Consider the following 22,717-nt stretch of genomic DNA (forward strand, 5'->3'; position numbering starts at 1 on the left):
CACAGCGCCGCCAAATACCTGCGCGCGCTCTTCCACGGGAGTGTTACGTGCAGCATCAGCAAGATCATCACGCTTCGGCCGCTGCGGCCGGTCTCGCCAAGACGCCGACAGGCATTCGGGGCCTGGACGATATCACCCTGGGTGGCCTGCCCAAAGGTCGCCCTGCGCTGCTGTGCGGCGCGGCGGGCTGCGGAAAAACGCTGTTCTCGATGACCTTTCTGGTCAACGGCGCAACCGCTTACGACGAGCCGGGCGTGTTCATGAGCTTCGAGGAGCGCGCGCGGGATCTGGAGGAAAACGTCGCCTCGCTGGGTTATCACTTGGCCGATCTGGTCGCGGACAAGAAGCTGGTGGTCGACCATATCCACATCGAGCACTCCGAAATCGAGGAAAGCGGCGACTACGATCTGGAAGGGCTGTTCGTGCGGCTGGGCTTCGCGATCGACTCCATCGGCGCCAAGCGCGTCGTGCTCGATACCATCGAGGCGCTGTTCTCGGGTCTCTCGGACACTGCGTTGCTGCGCGCCGAGTTGCGCCGGCTGTTCGGTTGGTTGAAGGACAAGGGCGTCACAGCGATCATCACCGCCGAGCGTGGCGAGGGTCAGCTGACCCGGTTCGGCATCGAGGAGTACGTGTCCGACTGCGTGATCCTGCTGGACAACCGCGTCGAGGACCAGATCACCACGCGCCGCCTGCGTGTCGTCAAATACCGCGGTTCCGCGCACGGCACCAACGAATATCCGTTCCTGATCGACGCCGAAGGTATCACCGTTTTACCGATCACCTCGGCCGGCCTGAAGCACAAGATTTCGTTGGAGCCCGTTTCGACCGGCGTCGACGATCTGGACGCGATGCTTGGCGCAGGCGGCTATTTTCGCGGCTCTAGCGTGCTGATTTCCGGCCTGGCCGGCACCGGCAAGTCGACCTACGGCGCGGCGTTCGTCGATGCGGCGTGCCGGCGTGGCTCGCGCTGCCTGTATTTTGCTTTTGAAGAATCGCCCGAGCAGATCGCACGCAATATGCGCTCGGTCGGTTTCGATCTGCAGCAGCATGCAGACAGTGGCCTGCTGCGCTTCGAGGCGGCGCGACCGAGTATCTACGGTTTCGAGATGCATCTGGCGCGGATGTATCGCGACATCGAGCGTTTCGATCCACAGGCGATCGTGGTCGATCCGATATCCGCCTTCCGTGGCCCGTCGATGGAAATTCACGCCACGCTGGTGCGCATTGCGGATATCTGCAAATCGCGCGGTATCACGGCGGTCTTCACCAGCCTGTCGACCGTCGGCGATCAGATGAACGAGAGCGAGCGCAGCGTGTCCTCGCTGATGGACACCTGGATTTCGCTGACCGACATGGAGGCCAACGGCGAGCGCAATCGCGTGCTGTATATCCTCAAGTCACGCGGCATGAGCCATTCCAAGCAGCTGCGCGAATACCAGTTGTCCGACAAGGGCATCCACTTCGTCGACGTCTACGCCGGTCCGGAGGGTGTGCTTACCGGCACGGCGCGGCTGGCGCAGGAAGCGCGCGAGCGCGAGGCCAGCAAGGCGCGTCAGCAAAATATCCAGAAAATGCATCGCGAACTCACACGCAAGCGCGAGGCGGCAGAACGTCGCATTGCCGAACTGCACGCCGATCTTGCACGCGAAGAAGACGAAGTGCGGAGGATCATCGAGCAGGAAGAAGCCAGAGAGGCAACGCTCGGCAGCGATCGCTCAACGATGGCGACAGCGCGAGGGCAGCAGCATGGCCAGTGACGCAGACCAACATTCCATCGAAATAGAAAGCCCCGAGGCGGGCGCGTACAACTTGCGGCTTTATGTGGCCGGGCAGACGCCAAAGTCGCTGGCTGCGATCGCCAACCTTAAAGCGATTTGCGAAGACCATCTTTCCGGTCGCTACTCCATCGAGGTCATCGATTTGACTGTGACGCCACAACTTGCTGCCGGCGACCAGATCGTGGCCTTGCCTACCCTCGTGCGCACGCTGCCGCCGCCGCTGAAACGCGTGATCGGCGATTTGTCGAATACGGAAAAGGTGCTGGTGGGTCTGGACATTCGACCGCGTCTGGCCAGCACGTCATGACCTCGGACGCCGCCGTGCCCATCCCTGACCCCGGACGCTACAAGCTTTGCCTGTTTGTCACCGGCTCCACACCACGATCGGCACGTGCTATCGAAAACATGCAAAAGATCTGTGACGAAAATCTGCATGGACGTTATGACCTGGAAATCATCGACGTCTACGAAAACCCCGAAGCCACGCGCGATCTGCAGATCATCGCCACGCCAACGCTGGTGAAAATTCTCCCTGAGCCGCTGCGGCGCATCATCGGCGACCTGTCGGATAAAGAGCGCGTGCTGGCCGGCCTCAACCTTGCGCCCGTGGGCGCGGCGCATAACCGATCGAAATGAGCGGCACGGAGAGCAATGCAGAGTTGGTCGCAGCGCTGCTGCGCATCGCCGACCTGGAGGCGCGGCTGACCGAGGCCGACGAAACCCTCGAAGCGATCCGCACCGGCGAGGTAGACGCGGTAGTCATCGGTGGCCCCGAAGGCCAGCTGATATACACGCTGGAAAACGCCGACCGCCCCTATCGTCTGCTGATCGAGCAAATGCAGGAATGCGCTTTCACGCTGGGCCTGGACGGCACCATTCTCTATTGCAACCAGCGCCTGTCCACGCTGACCGGCGTGCGCCGCGAGGCGCTCGTTGGGCGGCATTTGCAGGATTTCGTCGCGACAGCAGATCGCCCGGTGTTCGATCAACTGCTGGCGCGTGGCTCGGTCATAGGACGCTCCGCCGAGTTCAATCTCATTACTACGGACGCACAGGGCGGTGTGCCGGTGAACATGTCAGTCGCGGACATGCCAATCGAAGCGGGCATGCCGGATTTGCTCTGCGGCGTGATCACCGACCTCACCCGCAGCCGCAAGCGCACCGATGAACTGGCCGCCGCCAACCAGCAGCTCGCGAACGAAATTGACGAGCGCCGCCGCACCGAGGACAAGCTGCGGCTGGCGCTGGATGCAGCCGACATGGGCAACTGGGACATGGATCTGCTCACCGGAAAAACCACGCGGTCGGCCCGTTTCGATCAGATCATCGGCGATATCGGCGTGGCCCAATGGACGCCGCAGGCAGCAGCGCAGCTGTTCGTCGACGAAGACCGACGCGCCGTCGCCGATGCGTTTGCCATGGCGATGGGCAGCGGCTTTATCGACCTGGAAAAGCGCATTCGCCGGCGCAACGACGGGTCGCTGCGCTGGGTTCAGATCAAGGGCCTGACGTTTTATGACGAGGGCCGACCCGTACGCATCGCCGGCGTGGTGTCCGACGTTACCGACCGTCGCCTGATCGACGAGCAGCTGCGCCAGGCGCAGAAGATGGAGGCCATCGGTCAGCTCACCGGTGGTGTGGCGCACGACTTCAACAATCTGCTGATGGTGATCGCCGGCAGCCTCGATCTGCTGGAAAGCCGCGTGGGCGGCGACGCCAAAACCATCCGCTATCTCAGCACGGCAAGGCACGGCGTGGAGCGCGGCGCCAAGCTCAACCAGCAGCTGCTGGCGTTCGCGCGCCGGCAGGATTTGCGCACCGAGTCGGTCGACATAGGAGCCCTGCTGAGCTCGTTTGAGAACCTGCTCGATCGAGCCATCGGCGAGACGATCGCAGTCACGATCAAGGATCCGCCCGCCCTTCTGCACGCACGCACCGACCCGCACCAGCTGGAAACGGCAATTCTTAATCTGGCGATCAACGCACGCGACGCCATGCCCCAGGGCGGCAAACTCACCGTCTCTACCAGCATGCGCACGATACGATCGAAAACCGCTGCACTGAACAATACCGTCGCCGGCGACTACGTGGTCGTTACTGTGGCCGATACCGGTACGGGTATGAGCGCCGAGGTGGTGTCGAAAGTCTTCGAGCCCTTCTTCACGACCAAGGAAGTCGGCAAGGGCACAGGTCTTGGCCTCAGCCAAGTCTACGGGTTCGCCAAGCAGTCCGGCGGTTTCGTCACCATCGAAAGCGTAGTCGGCGAAGGCACGTCGGTATCCATCCACCTGCCCCACGCCGAGGCACCCAGTGTCTGCGCCGACGACCGTGCACCGACCCGCGAGGTAAAGGGCCACGGCACAATTCTGGTGGTGGAAGACGACGACGACGTGCGCGAAATCGCCAGCAGCATGCTGCGCGAACTCGGCTATATGGTTTTCGAAGCCGACCGCGGCAACAAGGCGTTGACCCTGATCGACTCGGGCGCACCGATCGATCTGGTCTTCACTGACGTGATCATGCCGGGCGAAGTGGGCGGCATCGAGCTCGCACGCGAGATCAAGGCCAATTACAAGCACATACCCGTGCTGCTGACTTCCGGCTACACCGCCCAGCGCTTTCAAACCGACGATATGGACGAAGGCCTGCAGATACTGCGCAAACCTTATAACCGCGTGGATCTATCGCTGGCCGTGAAATCGGCGATCGGCGCAGAGCGCTGATCGCGCCGATCGACCACAACAACCTATCGCGCTCGGTCGCGACTGTCCCGACCGATCGCAGCCTCCGCTCATGCTTGAACCGAACGCATAAAAAGGCGGCTCGCATCGAGGCGAGCCGCCCATTCCATAGTCGAGATCGTTGCCGATCCGTTGCCTCCACTCTATGGCAGCGGCGGCTGGGGCAAGGCCCGGTCGACTCGATGCGTCGCGGTCTTATGCGGCGCGATTTTCCACCAGCTTCGGCTGGGTTGCCTCGTGGCTCGCACCGATGGCGATCTTGCGGGGCTTCATCGCCTCCGGCACTTCGCGCTTCAGCTCGATGGTAAGCAGGCCGTTGACCAGCTGCGCTTGAGTGACATGCACGTGATCGGCCAGCTCGAAGCGCCGGGTGAACGCACGATTGGCAATGCCACGATGCAGGTACTCGACGTTCTCGTCGTTCGCCTTGCGCTCGCCGCTGACGATCAGCAAGTTGGGCTGCATCGAAATGTCCAATTCGTTTTCGGCAAAGCCGGCGACGGCCATGGTGATTTGATAGGCATCGTCGCTGAGCTTGACCGTATCGAACGGCGGCCAGTTATCCACGACCTGCGCGCGCGAGGCGTTTTCGAGCAGGGCAAACACGCGGTCGAAACCCACGCTGGAACGGTACAGGGGAGCAAAATCGAGGTTGGTACGCATGACATATCCTCCTGGGAGCAATATGGAATCCGTCACCTCACCATGAGGTGGCAGCGCCGCCTGGATGGCCGGCGCACAGAAAAATAATTTCCCCACGGCATGTTTTCAAGACCCCCGCTTCAGGATTTATTTAGGTTTTTGTGTGCGCCCACATGAGTGAGGTAGAAGCACGTTGAACTTCGAAATACTTCGATCTTTCCTGATACGCAGCGCGCCTCATATCCGCACGGCAAGGGGGCACGAAAGCTCGTGCCGTCCGGCGAAGCTTTTCGTAAGCCTGAGCGTGTATTCCTGTTCTGCAACAAACGATCACGGCGGTTCATCGACACTGGCCGCCGCACGTGCGCCATGCCCACCGAACAGGCCGATCGAACCATGACTCTACGCATGCACATGCTGCGCAACACCTGGGCCGGGCCGTTCAATGCGTCGATCGAGGCTGCCCAATGCCTCTGTGTTACCGGTGCGTCCGGCTCGGGGAAGAGCGTGCTGCTGCGCATGCTGGCCGACATGGACCCGGCGGAAGGCGAGCTGTCGCTGGCTGGCATCGATCGCCGCGCGATGTCGGCGTCGTCATGGCGACAGCGCGTGATGCTGGTGCCGGCGCAGGCCGGCTGGTGGGCGCCCACGGTGCAAGAGCACTTTGCCGAAGCGACGATGACCAACGCTCGACCGCTCGCCGACCGACTGCGGCTTCCAAGCGATATTTTCGAACGTCAGGTGCTGCGCCTTTCGTCCGGCGAACGACAGCGGCTCGCGCTGATTAGGGCGCTGGTGACAAGGCCGACCGCGCTGCTGCTGGACGAACCGACCGCTTCGCTGGATCAGGACAGCGTGGCCGCGGTGGAGTCGCTGCTTGCCGAGGAGCTTGCGCGTGGGCTGATCCTGGTACTGGTAACGCACGATGCCGCGCAGGCCGCGCGCATGGGTCAGCAGACACTGCATATCGCCGGCGGAAAGACGGTGGCGGCATGAAAACCATCTTGCTGCAGCCGCTCGATCTCAGCATCGCCGCCTCGCTGGTGATCGTCGATATCGGGCTGTCGATCGCTCTGCGCCTGCGCCTGCATCGGCAGATCGCCCTCGCCGCGGCGCGCATGGTCGTGCAGTTGGTCATGATCGGCTACGTGCTGAAATTCGTGTTCGCACTCGACAGTCCGATCGCGACCGCCGTCATAGTGATGCTGATGGTGCTGGTCGCCGCGCGCGAAGTCGCTGCGCGGCCCGATCGGTCGCTCATCCACGGACAGAATTATTTGATCGGCCTGGTCAGCGTGGCGGGCGCCGCGACCTTGGCCAGCGTGTTCGCACTGATCACCGCGATACGGCCCGATCCCTGGTTCGATCCGCACTACGCCATCCCGCTGGTCGGCATCATTTTGGGCAGCGTGTTGAACGCGGGAAGCATCGCGCTCGACGGCGTGCTCGGCGGCATGGAAGCCGCACAGCCCGGCATCGAGGCGCGGCTGATGCTCGGCCACTCGTACTGGGCGGCGATGGCTTCGCTGATTCGCGGCTCGATTCGCCGCGGCATGCTGCCGATCATCAACCAGATGTCGGCCGCCGGCATCATTACCCTGCCCGGCATCATGACCGGCCAGATCCTGGCAGGGCTCGATCCGATCGAGGCGGTGAAGTACCAGATCCTGCTGATGTTTCTGCTGTCCGGCGCCAGCGGCCTGGTCGCCGTGGCGGTGGCCTATGCCGCCGCGTGGCGGCTGACCGACCATCGCCAGCGCCTGCGACTGGATCATCTGCGCTGAAGAGTTGATCGCGCGCGTCGGCGCGCGACCGTTTCATGCATCCTGGCGCCCGCTCACCCGCGTTTGACGGCAGCAGGCGCACGTTGCGGGTAAGCGGTGGCCAAGAGAAAGCGTCTTCGGTCGAGCCGCCGCCGTATGGATTGCAACACTCCACATCGTATCCTCGACGGAGCCTGCATGAGTCTTCGCGACTACCAGCGCAAACGCGACTTCACCAAGACATCCGAGCCCCGTGCCGACGCAGCGAAGAACAACGCAAGTCGCGCGATCTTTGTGGTGCAGCTTCATCACGCCAGCAGCCGCCACTTCGATTTCCGGCTGCAGGTGGGCGATACGTTGAAAAGCTGGGCGGTGCCGAAAGGCCCGAGCTTCGATCCCTCGGTCAAACGGCTCGCTGTCGAAGTCGAGGATCACCCCATCGCCTACGCCGATTTTCAGGGCGACATCGCCGAAGGTTACGGCAAAGGTCATGTCGATCAGTTCGACAAGGGCGTGTGGTCGACCCAGGGCGACCCCGAAGCCCAGCTGCAAAAAGGCCATCTCGAGTTCGAGCTGTTCGGCCAGCGACTCAAGGGCCGCTGGCACCTGATTCGCAGCGGTCGCAAGGAGCGCCAGCCGTCGTGGTTTCTCGTCAAGGCCAAGGACGCTTTCGCTGCGGATATCGACGCCGACGATCTACTCGACGCGACCATGAAGGCAAGCACGCTGAAGGCAGCGAAAACGACGATGTCCAAAGCAGCTGCGAAAAAATCAGTGGCAAAAAAAAAGGCCGTGCCCAAGCCGAAAGCCGCGGCACGATCAACGCTGGCCAAGTTCGCTGCCGCCCTCCCCGGCGCCATCAGGTCGCCACCGAACGCCGACTTCTTCAAGCCGCAGCTGACCAAGCTGCGTGAGCATCCGCCCACGGGCAGCGAATGGATTCACGAGGTCAAATGGGACGGCTACCGGATTCTCACCACCATCGCCGATGGCAAAGTGCACCTGTGGTCGCGCAACGGCCTGCCGTGGAATGACCGGCTGCCGGAAATCGTCCAAGCGATCGAAGCGCTGGGGCTATCCTCCGCGCACTTCGATGGCGAGCTGATCGCACTCGATGAAAAAGGCCACAGCGATTTCAACGGGCTGCAGAAAACCTTGTCCGGCGATGCGCAGAAGCCGCTCGCGTACATGCTGTTCGATCTGCCCTACTTCGAAGGCACGGACCTGACACGCGCTACGCTGAGCGATCGCAAGGCGCTGCTCAAGCGTGTCCTTGCCCACGCTTCGCATCCCTTAGCCTTCAGCAGCCACAGCGTCGGCAACGGCGAGGCGGCACTGGAAATGGCCAATCAGCAAAAGCTTGAGGGAATCGTCTCCAAGCGCGCGGACGGTGGCTACCGCGCCGGCCGCGGCGACGACTGGCTGAAAATCAAGCGGCTGGAAAGCGATGAATTCGCCGTCGTGGGCTACACCGCGCCCAAGGGCAGCCGCACCGGTTTCGGTTCGCTCTTGCTGGCGAAGCCCGACCCCGAGGCAGCACGCGGCTGGATCTACGTGGGTCGCGTCGGCACGGGCTTTACCGACACACAGCTAGACGATCTGACGCGATCGCTGGCGACCGGAGGCGCAAAAAAACCGCCGATGCCGCTGGCCGCCATCGATCCGCAGCTGCGGGGCGCGCTGTGGATCAAACCTCGCGTCGTGGCCGAAGTGTTTTATCGCGGCATCGGCAATCACGATCTGCTGCGCCAGCCCAGCCTGAAAACATTGCGCCCAGACAAGACGCCGACCGATCTCCGCGACGCCGATCGCGACGCTTCGGCGACAGCCACAGCGAGAAAAAAAGGTAAGAAGAAGGCGGCCCGCAATTCGACCGACGCCATCACCATCACGCATCCCGACCGCATCGTTTATGCGGACGAAGCGATCACCAAGCAGGACGTCGCCGACTACTACGCCAAGGTGATGGACTGGTTTCTTCCCGGCGTGCTTAACCGACCGACCTCGGTAATCCGCTGCCCCGAAGGCACGGCCAAAGCCTGCTTTTTTCAGAAGCACCTGATTCAGGGCCTGCACCGCGTGGGCACGGCCAAGCTGAAAGAGGAGTCCGGCGCCCAAGCGATTTACATCTATCCGGAAAACGCCACGTCGATCATCGAACTGGTGCAGTTCGGCGCGCTGGAGTTTCACCCGTGGGGAACCACCGTAGCCGATGCGGATCGTGCCGATCGCATCGTGTTCGATCTCGATCCCGGGCCGAACGTATCCTGGGATCGCGTGGTTGCCGCGGCGCGCCTGGTGCGAAAGCTGCTTGCTCAGATGGGGCTCGAGTCGTTGGTACGCACCACCGGCGGCAAGGGACTGCATGTGCTGGTGCCGCTGAAACCGAGCTGCGCATGGGCGACGGTGCGGGCATTTGCCGAGGCATTCGCCAACAGCCTGGCCGGGGCGCATCCGCTGGAGTTCGTCGCCACCGCGACCAAGACCCAACGCGGTGGGAAAATCTACGTCGATTACCTGCGCAACGGTCGCGGCGCCACCAGCGTGGCGTCCTACTCGCTGCGCGCCCGGACCGGTGCGCCGGTAGCCACGCCTCTGCGCTGGGAAGAACTGGGCAAGATCGAAAGCGGCGCGGCGTTTACGATCAAGACCATCCCGATACGGCTGGCCAAATTGCGCAGCGATCCGTGGAAGGCGCTGACGACGATCAAGCAGGACCTGCCCGCAGTCCTGAAACATTTGGCGAAGTCGCGAAAAAAATAGCTGGTCGTCAGCCGGCCTTTCGCACGACCTTCTTGGTGATTTTTTTGGCAGCCTTCTTCGCAGGCGAAGCTTTCTTCGTGGCCTTTTTTGCAGCGGGTTTGGCGGCGCTCGTGCCATGCTTTTTGGCCGGCGTACGCTTGTTGGAGGCCAGGCTTTTTTCCAGCAGCGCCATGAAGTCCACTACATTGGTGGACGTATTCTCCGACGCGTCGTCGGCCTCGGCATCGTCACTGGCCGGCGTCACCAGGCCTTTGGACTTCATCCGTTTGGCGATCACCTTCTGCAGCCGCTCGCGAAATTCGTCGCGAAAATCACCCGGCTTCCATTCGCCCGACATCGACTCGATCAGCTTCTCTGCCATGTCGAGCTCCTTCGGCGCGATTCGATACTTCGATACGTTGCCTTCCGGAATCGTGTATTCCGACACATCGACCAGCTCTTGCGGAAAACGCAGAATCATCAGCACCAGCGCGTGGTCTTTCGGCATGACGGCCGACAGGTATTCACGCGTGCGTATGACCACGCGTGCGATGCCGATCTTACCGGTGCGCTTCAGCGTCTCGCGCAGCAGCACATAGCCCTTCTCGGCTTTCTTGCCCGGCACGAGGATATACGGTTTTTCGTAGTACTCCGGGCCGATGGAAGCGGCGTCCACGAAGGCCTCCACTTCCACCGCTTCGCGCCCTTCGGAGGCGGCGGATTTCAGATCGTCCTTTTCCAGCACCACGTAGCTGCCCTTCTTGTATTCGAAGGCTTTGACGATGTCTTTCCACGGCACTTCGTCGCCGGTTTCCGCGTTGACCCGCTCGTAGCGAATCGGGGTTTTGCTGCGGCTGTCGAGCATTCGAAAATGCAGGTCGACCGAACGCGAGCCGGTCATCAGCGAGACCGGCACATTCAACAGTCCAAACGACAAGGTTCCAGTCCAGATAGGACGCGCCATGGCCGATCTCCGCAAGATGTCCGACGAGTTAAAGGACAAGCGCGTGAACCGGCTGTGACATGCGCATGCCACGCTCCCGGCTACTCGTCGAAGCGGCCAGTAGCCGGGAGTGAGGCGAACCGAAGGTTCAGGCCGAGTAGCGCTCCAGCCAGTGCGCGTAGGGCGCTGGCAACGTCCATGACGGGCGTTCGATGCCCAGCGCGAGCGCAGCCTTGTACGGCCAGTGCGGATCGGCCAGATGCGCGCGGCCGATCATCACCAGATCGAGCTGGTTGTTCTGCACCGCGGCCTGCGCCAGCTCCGGCGTGCCGAAGCCCCACGCCGACGACACCGGCAGGCCGGCTTCGCGACGCACTCGCTCGGCGATTGGCGCCAGTAGGGCCGGCGCCCACGGAATTTTGGCCGACGGCGTGGAGAAGCCGATGCTGACGCTGAGCATGTCCAATCCGCGCTGCTTCAGACCCTTGGTCAGCTCGATCGACTCGGCCAGGGTCTCTTCGTCGCGCCCGTCGTACTCGATCACGCCGAAGCGCGCCGTCAACGGCAGATGTTCGGGCCACACTTCCCGCACGGCGGCCAGGGTTTCCAGCAGAAAGCGGCTGCGGTTTTCCAGGCTGCCGCCGTAGATATCGTCGCGCTGATTGGAGTGCGTCGAGAAGAAGCTCTGGCCCAGATAACCATGGGCGAAATGCAGTTCCAACCATTCAAAGCCGGCGTCGCGCGCGCGCTTGGCCGCCGCCACGAAATCGGCGCGCACGCGCGCAATATCATCCAGCGTCATCGCCTTGGGAACCTTCGGCAGGTTGGCGCCGAAGGCGATCGCCGACGGGGCGATCGTGTCCCAGCCACGCGCGTCGTCGGCCACGATGTGATCGTCGCCTTCCCAGGGCCGGTTGGCGCTGGCCTTGCGACCGGCATGGGCAATCTGGATGCCGGGCACGGCGCCGGCTGCCTTGATCGCCTGCACGACGGGCACGAATGCCTGCGCCTGCGCGTCGTTCCAGATCCCGGTGCATCCCGGAGTGATACGCCCCTCGGGCGAGACCGCCGTGGCCTCGACGATCAACAGGCCGGCGCCGCCGCGCGCCAGGCCGGCCAGATGCACATGGTGCCAATCGTTGATCAACCCGTCCTCGGCCGAGTACTGGCACATGGGCGGCACGGCGATGCGATTGCGCAAGGTGACATCTTTCAATTTGAACGGTTCGAACAGTGAAGGCATGGGAGTTTCCGATTCAGTTACCAATGTTCGATAATAGTCGAACTATCGAGCGATCGTCAAAAGACGTACCATTTGCCGCATGCGCCCGTACAAACATCCCAATGCCGATGAATTAACGCTGGAGCGCATTTTTCATGCGCTCAGCGATCCCGCGCGGCTGGAGATCGTTCGCCACCTCGCGCGCGTGGAAGCCGCCACCTGTGGCGAACTCGACGGCGGCCGGCCCAAGTCGAGCATGTCGCACCATTTCCGTATCCTGCGCGATGCCGGTCTGGTGCACACGCGCGCCGCCGGCACCGTGCACCAGAACACGCTGCGCGCCAGCGAACTCAATGCGCGTTTTCCAGGCCTGCTCGAGGCGATTCTCGCGCAGGCGTCGGACGGCGGCTCTCCGGCCGAAGAACAAAAGGCTACGCATTGACACCCTGCTGGCAACGCACGTTGGCGAATGAGACTGAGCTTTCGCGCGCTGTCTTCCGATAACTGTCCTCGGTTGAGCGCCAGATGGCGGTTATCTGCCTTGGCGGTCGCGACAAGCTCGAACCACCATTGCAGGCGATCCGATGCGCGCGCGTCGTGGCAGGCGCAATAGGCGCGCCTTCTCGGTAAAGCTCGAACGTTGACAGGCGATAGTTGTTAATCAACAATAGTTGTATGAATACAACTATTGGCGACGCCCGACGGGCCAACAGCCACCCCAATCTCATTCTCGGTATCTGCTGCCTGAGCCTGCTGATGGTCGCCATGGACGCCACCATCGTCAACGTGGCGCTGCCGTCGATCCGGCACGATCTCGCCGCGTCGGTATCGGGGCTGCAGTGGGTTATCGACGCTTACACCATGGTGGTCGCCAGCCTGCTGATGCTGGCCGGCTCGATGGCCGACCGCTTCGGGCGCCGCCGCGTGTTCCAGCTGGGCATGGCGCTGTTCATGCTGGGCTCGCTGCTGTGCAGCGTGGCACCGAACATCCACGGCTTGGTCGCGTTTCGCATCGTGCAGGCGCTCGGCGCCACGATGCTCAATCCGGTCGCCATGTCGATCATCGCCAACACCTTTACCGAACCGAAACAGCGCGCACGAGCCATCGGCGTGTGGGGTGCCGTCGCCGGTGTGTCGATGGCGCTGGGTCCGGTGATCGGCGGCGCGCTCACCGAAAGCGTCGGCTGGCGCTCGATCTTCTGGGTGAACCTGCCTATCGGCGCCGCAGCGATGCTGCTGGCCGCTCGCTATATTCCCGAGTCCAAGGCGCCGCGGGCGCGGCGCGTCGATCCGGTGGGACAGTTGTTGGTGCTCGTCATTCTGGCCTCGGTGACGTACGCGGTGATCGAGGGCCCGCACGACGGCTGGGGCTCGACCACGATCATCGGCCTGTTCGCCGCCGCCGCGCTTTCGCTGATCGCACTGCTGGTTTACGAACCGCGTCGCCACGAGCCGCTGATCGACGTGCGGTTCTTCCGCAGCGCGCCCTTCAGCAGCGCCACCCTGATCGCGATTTGCAGTTTCTCGGCCTTCTCCGGCTTCCTCTTTCTCAATGCGCTGTACCTGCAGGAAGTACGTGGCCTGTCGGCCTTCCATACCGGCTTGTGCACCTTGCCGCTGGCACTGGCGACGATTCTCTGCTCGCCGCTTTCCGGGCGACTGGTGGGCACCTACGGCACGCGGCCTTCGCTACTGGCCTCGGGTACCGCCACGGTCATCAGCGCACTGATGATGACGCAGCTGACGGCGACCACGCCGCTGCCCTTTCTGCTGCTGACGTACGTGATCTTCGGCATCGGCTTCGGCATGGTGAATGCGCCGATCACCAATACCGCCGTATCCGGCATGCCCAAGGCACAAGCCGGACTGGCCGCCGCGGTCGCATCCACCAGCCGGCAGATCGGTGCCTCCCTCGGCGTTGCGTTGGCCGGTACCATCCTCGCCGGACACGTGCATAACGGTTTTGCCGAAGCGTCGCATCCGTTCTGGTGGATGATCACCGGCGGCGGGGTAACTGTGCTCTTTCTCGCGTGGCTGTCCAATACGCCCTGGGCAAAAGACACCACCCGCCACGCCGCGCATCTGCTGGAAGAGGCGCCAACCGGAGCGGCAGCATGACCGCGCCGGCCCAACGCAGCAACGAAGCGGACCAACTCTGGCAGATGATGGTCGGCTTGGTCTGGGAAACCCGCGGCGAATGGCGCCGAAAAGTCAGCGAAGTCACCGGCCTGCCCTTCAGCCGCACGCGCGTGCTACGGCGGCTGTTCGATGCACCGATGACACTGACCCAGCTGGCCGAGGCGACCGGTAGCGATGCGCCCGCCACCACCGTCGCGGTCAACGATCTGGAAGCGCGCGGCCTGGTCGAACGCTACCCGCATCCGGAAAACAAGCGCGCCAAGCTGGTATCACTCACCAGCGCAGGCAAGCAGATGATCGACTTGGTCCGACGCACCGTGCGCGACGATGCCCCGCCGGGCGTGCACGATCTGTCCAAAACCGATCTTGCCCATCTGCGCCGTATCCTGGAGCGCATCGATCGCGCAGCGCGCTGACCACTGGGTAAAAAATGTTTCATCAAACGCGTTGTGTGCCGCTGCGTATCGGACCAAACACGACAAGTGACTGATACACAAAAGGTAAATTTGAATACGCGTCGTAATAACTGCCGATACACCTGTCGTATTTCGAGGTTTCCTGCGGATAGGCCGCGCGCGCTTGTTGCACTAAGAAATTAAAGAAACGGCCCACGCTACTATTCCGGTCTTCAGTGAACCATACGCTGCGCACAGGCTATACGCCGCGCGAGTGATCGACGGACCAAGACGCCTATGTGGATTGTCAAAATTGCGCTCGAGCGCCCGCTCACGTTCATCGTTCTGGCGTTGCTGCTACTGATTCTCGGGCCCCTGGCAATCCTGCGTACCCCGACCGATATTTTCCCGAACATCAATATCCCGGTGGTGTCGGTCGTGTGGCAGTACACCGGCCTGCCCGCCGACGACATGAACAACCGCATCGTCACCGGTTTCGAGCGTTCGCTCACGACTACCGTGAACGACGTCGAACACACCGAGACCCAGTCGCTCAACGGGGTCGGTCTGGTGAAGGTGTTTTTTCAGCCGAACGTCAACGTGGACATGGCCATTGCGCAGATCACCGCCGTGGCGCAGTCGGCGGTCAAATCCATGCCGCAGGGCACCACGCCGCCGCTGATCATCGTCTACAACGCTTCCACCGTGCCCATTTTGCAGTTTGCGCTGTCGTCGAAAGAGCTTTCCGAATCCACCATCTTCGATGACGCCAACCAGATCGTGCGTACCTTTGTCACGTCGGTACGCGGCGCAGCCACGCCCTACCCTTATGGCGGCAAGCAGCGGCAGATCCAGGTGGATCTAAACCCGCAGGCATTGCTGTCGCACGGGCTGGCGCCCAGTGATGTGGTGACGGCCATTGGCGCGCAGAATCTGATCCTGCCGGCCGGCACCGAAAAAGTCGGCGATATCGAATACAGCGTGCGGCTCAACGGAAGTCCGCAGCAGATCAGCGATCTCAACAACGCGCCTATCCATACCGTCAACGGCATCACCACCTATATCCGCGACGTGGCACACGTGCACGACGGCTCGCCGCCGCAAACCAATATCGTGCGGGTGGACGGGCAGCGTGCGGTGCTGATGTCCATCCTGAAAATCGGCAATGCCTCCACCCTCGATATCGTCGACTCGCTGCGCAACATGCTGCCGCGCATTCGCGCCGCCATTCCTGAAAACCTGCAGATCAAGCCGATCGCCGACCAGTCGCTGTTCGTGCGTGCGGCAATATCCGGCGTGATCCGCGAAGGCGTCATCGCCGCGGCGCTAACGGGCCTGATGATTCTGCTGTTTCTCGGCTCCTGGCGCTCCACCCTGATCATCGCCATCTCGATTCCGCTGTCGATTCTCGCCTCGATCATCACGCTCTCTGCGTTGGGCGAAACCATCAACATCATGACGCTCGGTGGTCTGGCGCTGGCGGTCGGCATCCTCGTCGACGATGCGACCGTGACCATCGAAAACATCAACTCGCATCTGGAGGAAGGCAAGGAGGTCTACGACGCGATCCTGGAAGGCGCGCATCAGATCGCCGTGCCGGCGCTGGTTTCGACGCTGTCGATCTGTATCGTCTTTGTGCCGATCTTCTTTCTCGGCGGCGTCGCCAAATACCTTTTCGCGCCGCTGGCCGAAGCGGTGGTCTTTGCGATGCTGGCCTCGTATGTGCTGTCGCGAACCCTGGTACCGACGCTGTCGCTCTACTGGCTGAAAAAACACGACCACCACGCGCAGCCCAGCGGTCGCCTCAGCCGTTTCCAGGCGGGCTTCGAACGTCGCTTCGAAAGCACGCGCGGGGGCTATCGTCGCGCGCTGGAAACGGCCGAGTCGCATCGCGGACTGTTTGCCGTTCTGTTCTTTGCGTCCTGCGCGCTGTCGGTCGCGCTGCTGGTGCCCTGGCTGGGCCGCGACTTCTTTCCCTACGTGGACGGTGGTCAGATCAAGCTGCACTTCCATGCGCCGACGGGCTTGCGCATCGAAGAGACGGCGCGGCTGGCCGATGGCATCGAGAATGTCATCCGTCAGACGGTGCCCAAAGCAGAGCTCAGCAGCGTGGTCGATACGCTGGGCCTGCCTTATAGCGGCATCAACCTTTCGTACAGCAACACCGGCGTTATCGGCACCTCCGATGGCGACATCTTCGTCACCTTGAACGACGATCATCATCCGACGGCCAACTACGTGCGCTCGCTGCGGCAGGAGCTGCGTCAGAAATATCCCAGCGTGACGTTCTCGTTTCTCGCAGCAGACATCATCGGACAGATCCTCAACTTCGGTTCGCCCGCGCCCATCGACGTGCAGGTTACCGGACACAACCCCGAGACGGCGTCCAAGATCGCCAACGATCTGCTGGGCAAGCTGGCGCATGTGCCAGGCCTGGTCGACCTGCATATCCAACAGGCGCAGAATTTGCCGCAGATCAACGTCAACGTCGATCGCACTCGCGCCAACCTGGTCGGTCTGACCCAGCAGGACGTCGCCAGCAATCTGCTCACTGCGCTGGCCGGTTCGTCGCAGGTCAGTCCCACCTATTGGGTCGATCCCAAATCCGGCGTCAGCTACACCATCGCCACGCAGACGCCGCAGTACCGGCTCGATACCCTGCAGGATCTGAAAACCCTGTCGATTACTAGCGCCAGCGGCGCCACAGGCGCTACGGTGAACGGCGCCAGCAGTACGAGCGCTCCAGCCGGCGGCACGGCAGGTCAGATACTCGAGAACGTGGCCACCTTCTCGCGCAGCGCCGGTCCCGCCGTGGTATCGCACTACAGCACCCGACCGGCGCTGGATTTGTTTGGGTCGGTGGACCAGACCGATCTGGGCAGCGTGGGCAGCGCCGTACAGAAGATCGTCGACGAAGCATCAAAACACTTGCCGCGCGACTCGGACATCACCGTGCGTGGCCAGGTGGAAACCATGGGCGAGTCGTATCGCGGTTTGATCGGTGGACTGCTGTTTGCGATCGGGCTGGTTTATCTGCTGATCGTGGTGAACTTTCAAACCTGGATCGATCCGCTGATCGTGATTGCGGCCTTGCCCGCCGCGCTGGCGGGCGTGGTCTGGATGCTCTTCCTCACGCACACGCCGCTGTCCGTGCCCGCGCTGATGGGCGCGATCATGTGCATGGGCGTGGCGACCGCCAACTCGATCCTGGTGATCAGCTTTGCGCGCGAGCGGCTGGCGCATCACGATGACCCGGTAAAAGCCGCGATCGAAGCGGGTTACGGTCGCTTCCGCCCCGTGCTGATGACGGCCTTCGCCATGATCATTGGCATGGTGCCGATGGCGCTTGGCCTTGGCGAAGGCGGCGAACAGAATGCTCCGCTAGGCCGCGCCGTGATCGGCGGCCTGCTGCTGGCTACCGCAGCCACACTCTTCTTTGTCCCCACGTTCTTCAGCCTGCTGCATCGGCGCCATCAGGCGCGCCAGCATGCGGCTGCCGACTGAGATACCGACCCATGCCCGATCATTCCAGCTCACCACTTCGCCAGCCGCCGGGTTCGACGCACCGCGCACGGCTGGTGCTCATCATTCTGGCGCTGATACTCGTCGCGCTCGCCGTCTACGGCATCGTCGAGCGGCTGCACGCGCATCACCAACTCGCCGACGAAACCAACCGCGACGCCACGCCGACAGTGGCTGTACTCACACCGAAGGCGGCACCGGGCGATCAATCGGTGAGCCTGCCCGGCACGGTATCGTCCTGGCAGGACGCGCAGATCTACGCACGCACCACCGGCTACGTCGCCAAGTGGTACGTCGACATCGGTACCAAGGTGAAGAAAGGTCAGCGGCTGGCCGACCTCGATACGCCCGACGTCGACAATCAGCTCAGCCAAGGTCAGGCGCAGATGCGCAGCGATGAAGCAAACGCCAAGTTTGCGCAGGTGACCGCCACGCGCTACGACCAGCTGGTCGCGACCGGACTGGTCGCCAAGCAGACCGGCGATCAGTACGACTCGCAGGCACGCGCTAGCCTCGCCACCGTCGAGGCGGATCGTTCGAACGTCGCCCGACTGGAAAACATGGAACAGTTCAAATACATCAACGCGCCGTTCGACGGGGTCATCACCCAGCGCAACCTCGACGTCGGCGCACTGGTCGACGCCGGCTCCAGCGGTAGCAACCTGTTCGTGATTGCCGACACGTCGAAGCTGCGCGTCTTCGTCAACGTGCCGGAAATCTACGCCGGCAGCGTGCACGTAGGGATGCCCGTGCAAGTGTCGGTCAGCAGCTTTGGCGACAAGCCGGTCACCGGCACGGTAGCGCGCACCGCCGACGCACTGGATGCGAACAGCCGAACGCTACGCACCGAAATCGACCTGGACAACGCCGACCAGTCGCTCGTCGCTGGCGTCTACGCCAACGTCAAACTCGGCGTCGCAAGCGCCACACATAACGTGATCATCCCGGCCAATACCCTGCTCTTCCGCAGCGAAGGCCTGCGCGTGGCCCTGGTCGACGCGCAGAACCACATCCATCTGCAGCCCGTCACCATCGGAAGAGACTTCGGCAGCACGGTGGAAATCACCGAAGGCATCGATGCCCAATCACGCATTGTGTTGAGCCCGCCGGATTCGCTGTATGAAGGCGAACAAGTGGATATCGCCAAGGATGGAAAAAGTGCAGATGATGCAAGAAAGAAAGAAGCCCACTGATGGCGCCGATCCCCAGCAGCGTCGCGTGGAGTTTGGGATGAATCCTCCGTCGACGACTTTCAACCAGACAACGACAGTAGGGCGTCACACTTGAGCTGGTAGTCACTGGGCATGCATTCGAAAACCGATCTGGCCCAGCCAATTTTACGATGCCTCATTCCTGGCGATCGACGATGCTAGGCCAGTCGACGGGCGGCTGGAAAGCTGACCAATCAATCGCCTAGCGCACGAGATAAAACTTTTTTCGTGCCTGAGGCGACTGCCACGCCTGCAGCTGCTCCCGTGATTCGGCCATCACCAGCTCCGCCACCAGGTCGGTGGCGTCGGCCCGATTGTCGAATCGCATGATGGGTTCCTGTTCATCGGTATCGAACACGATGAAGCCTTTACGTGCTGGTCGGATTTCAAGCATGAGGCATCCCGCATCGGAAAGAATTAGCCGGTTGTCAGCTCTATTTGACGTTGCCGCATCGGCTACTACCAAACGCTGTCATACCCGGCCGAATGCGCGCAGCAGTTTAAGTTTGCGCCGCAGCAAGAGCGTCGAGTATCAGGGAGCGCAGTTGTCGCTTGTAGGCCTAGGACTACGCGTCGCACGGACCATGCCCGGCATCGCGTTACGCGCCTTGAGCACAAGCGTGTACGAGCCACGCTTCTACCGATACCCGACGCGCGGCCTATCTCCATCGCCTGTTGGTAAGAAGCACCATGGCCGTGGTCACCTGGCCTCAGCCATGGACGGCAGCTTTCATCACGCTTCGCTTGCGGATATTTCTGAATGTGCAGCCCTTGGTTTTTTACCGTGCCGCTATAGGGGCACACTCGAAACACCGAGCACGGAGCACGGAGCACGGTGATGGTGACATGCATCACGTCGATACCATCCCATGGGCGAATCGCAGATAAGCAAGCCTTCCAGGAACGAGGTACTCGGCGTCTGGCAACGGCTACCCCTTCGACTTTGACGCCGATCAACCGTGTGCGCCTTCAGCGCGTTCGCGTCTGAGAAGCACCTATGACGAAGCTGATCGTTCCGCATTAAGGACCCCGCCAACACGTTCTCCGTCACGTTTACGGCCAGAGAGAATTTCCAATGACCACGCGCTCAACAGACTATGCGTTGTTGAGCCAAGACGCCTACAAGGATCCCATGGTCGAGAGCCGTGGGCCGGAGGGCCTGACGTATAGAGAAGTCAAACTTGATGGCGTGACCTAACGGCCGCTCGATCATTTTGACGACCTTGAGACGGGCTTTCAGGCGACGGCATGTCAAAACAAAGACACCAAAGAGGTGATCATCGCCTATCGCGGGACGAAGTTTGATCGCGAGCCAAAGCAAGACGAGTTGGCGGATGCGGCCATGACTTTCAAGGGCACCAACGGCCAGGTGGGAGAGTCGATAGCGTTCACACAAAAAGTCATTGATGCGGCGAAGCAACGAGCCGAGCTCAAGAATGAGCCGCTCGATGTAACGGTCACGGGTCACTCGTTGAAACATCGCGGTTTGCCGGCATTGCCAGCTTTATGAGCACGGGTCACTATAGGCAACTGCAAGTTACCCACGAGTTGAGCGATCGTATGGATTTGGTTGGCGTTGTATACATGAGCCGATCGACCCACCCCACGGTGCCGCTCGATCTCGACCGACTATTGATGGACTCTCGCAGTTTCAATTCGCAGAGAGGGGTGACTGGCGTGCTGCTGTTCGGCGGCAACCAGTTTATCCAGTACATTGAAGGTCTTCCGGCAGACATTGAGCACGTCTATGGCCGCATTCGTCGCTCGGCGCTTCACAGCGACTTGGTTGAGCTGGAACAGCGACGAATCCCCCAGCGGCTCTTTCGCCACTGGTTCATGGGGTTTCGAGACGCGCCACGCAGCGTCATCCAACAGCTGAGCCAGGAACAGTGGACACGTGAGACACCCCGGGCCGAAGATCACTCTGCCGCTTCTCCAGGGATGCGGCAGCTCATGAGGTTCCTTGATTCGGTTTCGACGGACGAGCGGTAAATACAACGTGGTCTGTGGCCGCCATGTTTAGATGCGGACGTTCTAATCAAGACCGGTGGTGCTCCCCCCCTCTGCGCCGCTCCTTCTGGTTGGCGTTTTTGTGCCTAAAATTTAGTAGCGTTCCCACGATCCCAAAACGTTTCACGAGGTAGCGACGTGGGAAATACGGCAAGAATTGGCTTGGGTTTGCTCATCGCGTACAGCGTTTACTCACTGCACTTCGTTTGGCTTCTCCACCGCACTTCGAATGAGTGCCAGCAGATGACCAACGCTCACGTTGATCAACAGCAGCTCAAAGGTGCGCAACGCGTTTGCAGTGCGGCCGGCTTCGATACGTCCATCATGCTCAAAAGAATTTTTGCGGCGAACTAATTCCATTCGGTGCGGCGGAATGAACCGATGAAAGTTTCCCTCTGGGTATTTATCTCCGCGGCACTTCTACTGGCATCGTTGTATCCGTCAGATTCACAGGCGGCCGATAAGACCATCAGAAATGTCACCGATGATCCGATCGGAACGGATTACGGTCCGCAGTTTTCGCCAGACGGAAAATTCCTGATTTTCGATCGGCAACCACTCACGGGCGGAATATCGAAGACAAATAGCGTGCCCCTCCAGGGAGGCACGCCGAAGCCCCTGGGGCCTGGCGACATTCCAGTTGAACAGACGCGCACGCGTTGGTCGCCACGAGGTGACATGATCGCTTTTACGGGCACTGAATCGAGCAGCAAGGGCGCGACTTGGCTGATGGACAAAGACGGAACCCATATCCGACGCGCGATATCTTCCCAAAGTGAAAGCACCTTCTATCCAAGTTGGTTTCCAGACAACGAGAGAATCTTGGAGATGGTCGCCGACGACAACACCTTGCGCACGGTGGACATTCGTAACGGCACCATAAGTCGAATAAATACCACTCCCGCCCTGATGACGGGCATGGCTTCAGTCTCACCGGATGGAAAATGGATTGCCGTTGCCGCCCAGCCCAAAAAGACCCAAATCTACGATCAGACGTTGAACCAAATTTGGATCGTTTCCGTCGACACCGGCAAGGCTCACCCGCTCATTCAACACACGATGCAAGGACGCGCACCCGAGTGGTCGCCAGATGGCTCAAGGATTGTCTTTGAAAGCAATCAAGGCAGTCCGCGGCCACCGTTCTATGCCGCATTCGTGTCGACCATCGATGGCCAGCATGTCGAGCAATTGACGCCATTCGATAGGAATACTCAACATCCAGTCTGGTCATCCGACGGCAAGTGGATCGCGTTCTCGGCAAGGACGCCGAAGCTTATCGGCTACGGCCCAAGCATTGCAGTGATCGAGGCGCCTTATTGGAAGCCGTAAGATTCCTTCATGAATACGTGCAGCGACGCGCAGCTGCGTGGGCGAGTGCGCGACTGCGGGAGGGAAACCTCTACGAGCGCGAGTGGTTGGATCGTTTATGGGCTCATTCCACCGAACAGCTCGTTGCTCGACTTGGAGTGCGGAGCCGGCGCGCCTATCGCCAGCGACCCGTGGCGTTCCTTTCTGCTGCGCTCCGAGCGCGAAACCTGCCCTCGGGGCACAATGGCTTGGCCTTTACCGGCCAACACTACACGCGACAGGTACGCAGCTATAGGCA

20 protein-coding genes are annotated in these 22,717 nt (G+C 61.5%); 15 read left to right on the forward strand and 5 right to left on the reverse strand.

Annotated features, from left to right (window positions below):
• Positions 1 to 47 precede the first annotated feature (47 nt).
• From kaiC to HDE78_RS01440, 4 genes are read left to right on the forward strand one after another with little or no spacing between them, the layout of a single operon-like run.
• Complete coding sequence (gene kaiC, locus HDE78_RS01425; RefSeq protein WP_218861904.1) at positions 48 to 1,760, forward strand: circadian clock protein KaiC; 1,713 nt, start codon at positions 48 to 50, stop codon at positions 1,758 to 1,760.
• Positions 1,750 to 2,088 (forward strand): circadian clock KaiB family protein, encoded by a 339-nt coding sequence (locus HDE78_RS01430; RefSeq protein WP_179476736.1) that lies wholly within the window; start codon positions 1,750 to 1,752, stop codon positions 2,086 to 2,088. Before kaiC ends, HDE78_RS01430 begins: the two co-directional genes overlap by 11 nt.
• The gene (locus tag HDE78_RS01435; RefSeq protein ID WP_179476737.1) at positions 2,085 to 2,417 is read left to right on the forward strand and encodes a circadian clock KaiB family protein; all 333 of its coding nucleotides are present in this window, start codon (positions 2,085 to 2,087) and stop codon (positions 2,415 to 2,417) included. Before HDE78_RS01430 ends, HDE78_RS01435 begins: the two co-directional genes overlap by 4 nt.
• On the forward strand, positions 2,414 to 4,504 hold the full coding sequence (locus tag HDE78_RS01440; RefSeq protein WP_179476738.1) for an ATP-binding protein: 2,091 nt from the start codon (positions 2,414 to 2,416) through the stop codon (positions 4,502 to 4,504). The genes HDE78_RS01435 and HDE78_RS01440 overlap by 4 nt, the downstream gene beginning before the upstream one ends.
• 213 nt (positions 4,505 to 4,717) lie before the next feature.
• On the opposite strand, the gene HDE78_RS01445 is transcribed toward HDE78_RS01440, so the two are convergent.
• Complete coding sequence (locus tag HDE78_RS01445; protein WP_179476739.1) at positions 4,718 to 5,185, reverse strand: Hsp20 family protein; 468 nt, start codon at positions 5,183 to 5,185, stop codon at positions 4,718 to 4,720.
• A 375-nt stretch (positions 5,186 to 5,560) separates the two neighbouring features.
• Between HDE78_RS01445 and HDE78_RS01450 the strand changes: the two genes are divergently transcribed.
• The 3 genes from HDE78_RS01450 (at position 5,561) to ligD (ending at position 9,690) form a co-directional block, all read left to right on the forward strand.
• Positions 5,561 to 6,160 carry an ABC transporter ATP-binding protein gene (locus HDE78_RS01450; protein ID WP_179476740.1) on the forward strand — a complete coding sequence of 200 codons (600 nt, stop codon included), beginning with the start codon at positions 5,561 to 5,563 and terminating at the stop codon, positions 6,158 to 6,160.
• A complete protein-coding gene (locus HDE78_RS01455; RefSeq protein ID WP_179476741.1) occupies positions 6,157 to 6,948 on the forward strand; it encodes an ABC transporter permease in 792 nt (263 codons plus the stop codon). The genes HDE78_RS01450 and HDE78_RS01455 overlap by 4 nt, the downstream gene beginning before the upstream one ends.
• A 177-nt stretch (positions 6,949 to 7,125) precedes the next feature.
• The gene (gene ligD / locus HDE78_RS01460) at positions 7,126 to 9,690 is read left to right on the forward strand and encodes a DNA ligase D (RefSeq protein WP_179476742.1); all 2,565 of its coding nucleotides are present in this window, start codon (positions 7,126 to 7,128) and stop codon (positions 9,688 to 9,690) included.
• 7 nt (positions 9,691 to 9,697) lie between these two features.
• On the opposite strand, the gene HDE78_RS01465 is transcribed toward ligD, so the two are convergent.
• Both HDE78_RS01465 and HDE78_RS01470 read right to left on the reverse strand, forming a co-directional pair.
• Positions 9,698 to 10,633 (reverse strand): Ku protein, encoded by a 936-nt coding sequence (locus tag HDE78_RS01465; protein WP_179476743.1) that lies wholly within the window; start codon positions 10,631 to 10,633, stop codon positions 9,698 to 9,700.
• A 127-nt stretch (positions 10,634 to 10,760) separates the two neighbouring features.
• A complete protein-coding gene (locus HDE78_RS01470; protein WP_179476744.1) occupies positions 10,761 to 11,855 on the reverse strand; it encodes an NADH:flavin oxidoreductase/NADH oxidase in 1,095 nt (364 codons plus the stop codon).
• Positions 11,856 to 11,934: 79 nt separating this feature from the next.
• Here HDE78_RS01470 and HDE78_RS01475 point away from each other — a divergent pair, with 79 nt between their 5' ends.
• From HDE78_RS01475 to HDE78_RS01495, 5 genes are all read left to right on the forward strand, one after another.
• Positions 11,935 to 12,276: a helix-turn-helix transcriptional regulator gene (locus HDE78_RS01475; RefSeq protein WP_179476745.1), complete on the forward strand. Its 342-nt coding sequence runs from the start codon at positions 11,935 to 11,937 to the stop codon at positions 12,274 to 12,276.
• A gap of 233 nt (positions 12,277 to 12,509) precedes the next feature.
• A complete protein-coding gene (locus tag HDE78_RS01480; RefSeq protein ID WP_179476747.1) occupies positions 12,510 to 13,952 on the forward strand; it encodes an MFS transporter in 1,443 nt (480 codons plus the stop codon).
• A complete protein-coding gene (locus HDE78_RS01485) occupies positions 13,949 to 14,389 on the forward strand; it encodes a MarR family transcriptional regulator (RefSeq protein ID WP_179476748.1) in 441 nt (146 codons plus the stop codon). The genes HDE78_RS01480 and HDE78_RS01485 overlap by 4 nt, the downstream gene beginning before the upstream one ends.
• Before the next feature lie 276 nt (positions 14,390 to 14,665).
• On the forward strand, positions 14,666 to 17,872 hold the full coding sequence (locus tag HDE78_RS01490; protein ID WP_179476749.1) for an efflux RND transporter permease subunit: 3,207 nt from the start codon (positions 14,666 to 14,668) through the stop codon (positions 17,870 to 17,872).
• Positions 17,873 to 17,883: 11 nt separating this feature from the next.
• Positions 17,884 to 19,083, forward strand: a complete 1,200-nt coding sequence (locus tag HDE78_RS01495; protein ID WP_179476750.1) for an efflux RND transporter periplasmic adaptor subunit — start codon at positions 17,884 to 17,886, stop codon at positions 19,081 to 19,083.
• Between the two features lie 220 nt (positions 19,084 to 19,303).
• Here HDE78_RS01495 and HDE78_RS20925 read toward each other — a convergent pair whose 3' ends face one another.
• Positions 19,304 to 19,429, reverse strand: a complete 126-nt coding sequence (locus HDE78_RS20925) for a hypothetical protein (RefSeq protein WP_255457542.1) — start codon at positions 19,427 to 19,429, stop codon at positions 19,304 to 19,306.
• 945 nt (positions 19,430 to 20,374) lie between these two features.
• On the opposite strand from HDE78_RS20925, the gene HDE78_RS01500 reads away from it, so the two are divergent.
• A complete protein-coding gene (locus HDE78_RS01500) occupies positions 20,375 to 20,611 on the forward strand; it encodes a hypothetical protein (protein WP_179476751.1) in 237 nt (78 codons plus the stop codon).
• Positions 20,612 to 20,661: 50 nt separating this feature from the next.
• A complete protein-coding gene (locus tag HDE78_RS01505) occupies positions 20,662 to 21,093 on the forward strand; it encodes a BLUF domain-containing protein (RefSeq protein ID WP_255457543.1) in 432 nt (143 codons plus the stop codon).
• A 210-nt stretch (positions 21,094 to 21,303) separates the two neighbouring features.
• Here the strand turns inward: HDE78_RS01505 and HDE78_RS01510 are convergent, their stop codons facing one another.
• On the reverse strand, positions 21,304 to 21,471 hold the full coding sequence (locus HDE78_RS01510; RefSeq protein WP_179476753.1) for a hypothetical protein: 168 nt from the start codon (positions 21,469 to 21,471) through the stop codon (positions 21,304 to 21,306).
• A 21-nt stretch (positions 21,472 to 21,492) separates the two neighbouring features.
• On the opposite strand from HDE78_RS01510, the gene HDE78_RS01515 reads away from it, so the two are divergent.
• Positions 21,493 to 22,440, forward strand: a complete 948-nt coding sequence (locus tag HDE78_RS01515) for a PD40 domain-containing protein (protein ID WP_179476754.1) — start codon at positions 21,493 to 21,495, stop codon at positions 22,438 to 22,440.
• Positions 22,441 to 22,717 lie beyond the last annotated feature (277 nt).

It is taken from the genome of Rhodanobacter sp. K2T2, assembly GCF_013408815.1.
Classification (GTDB): Bacteria; Pseudomonadota; Gammaproteobacteria; order Xanthomonadales; family Rhodanobacteraceae; genus Rhodanobacter.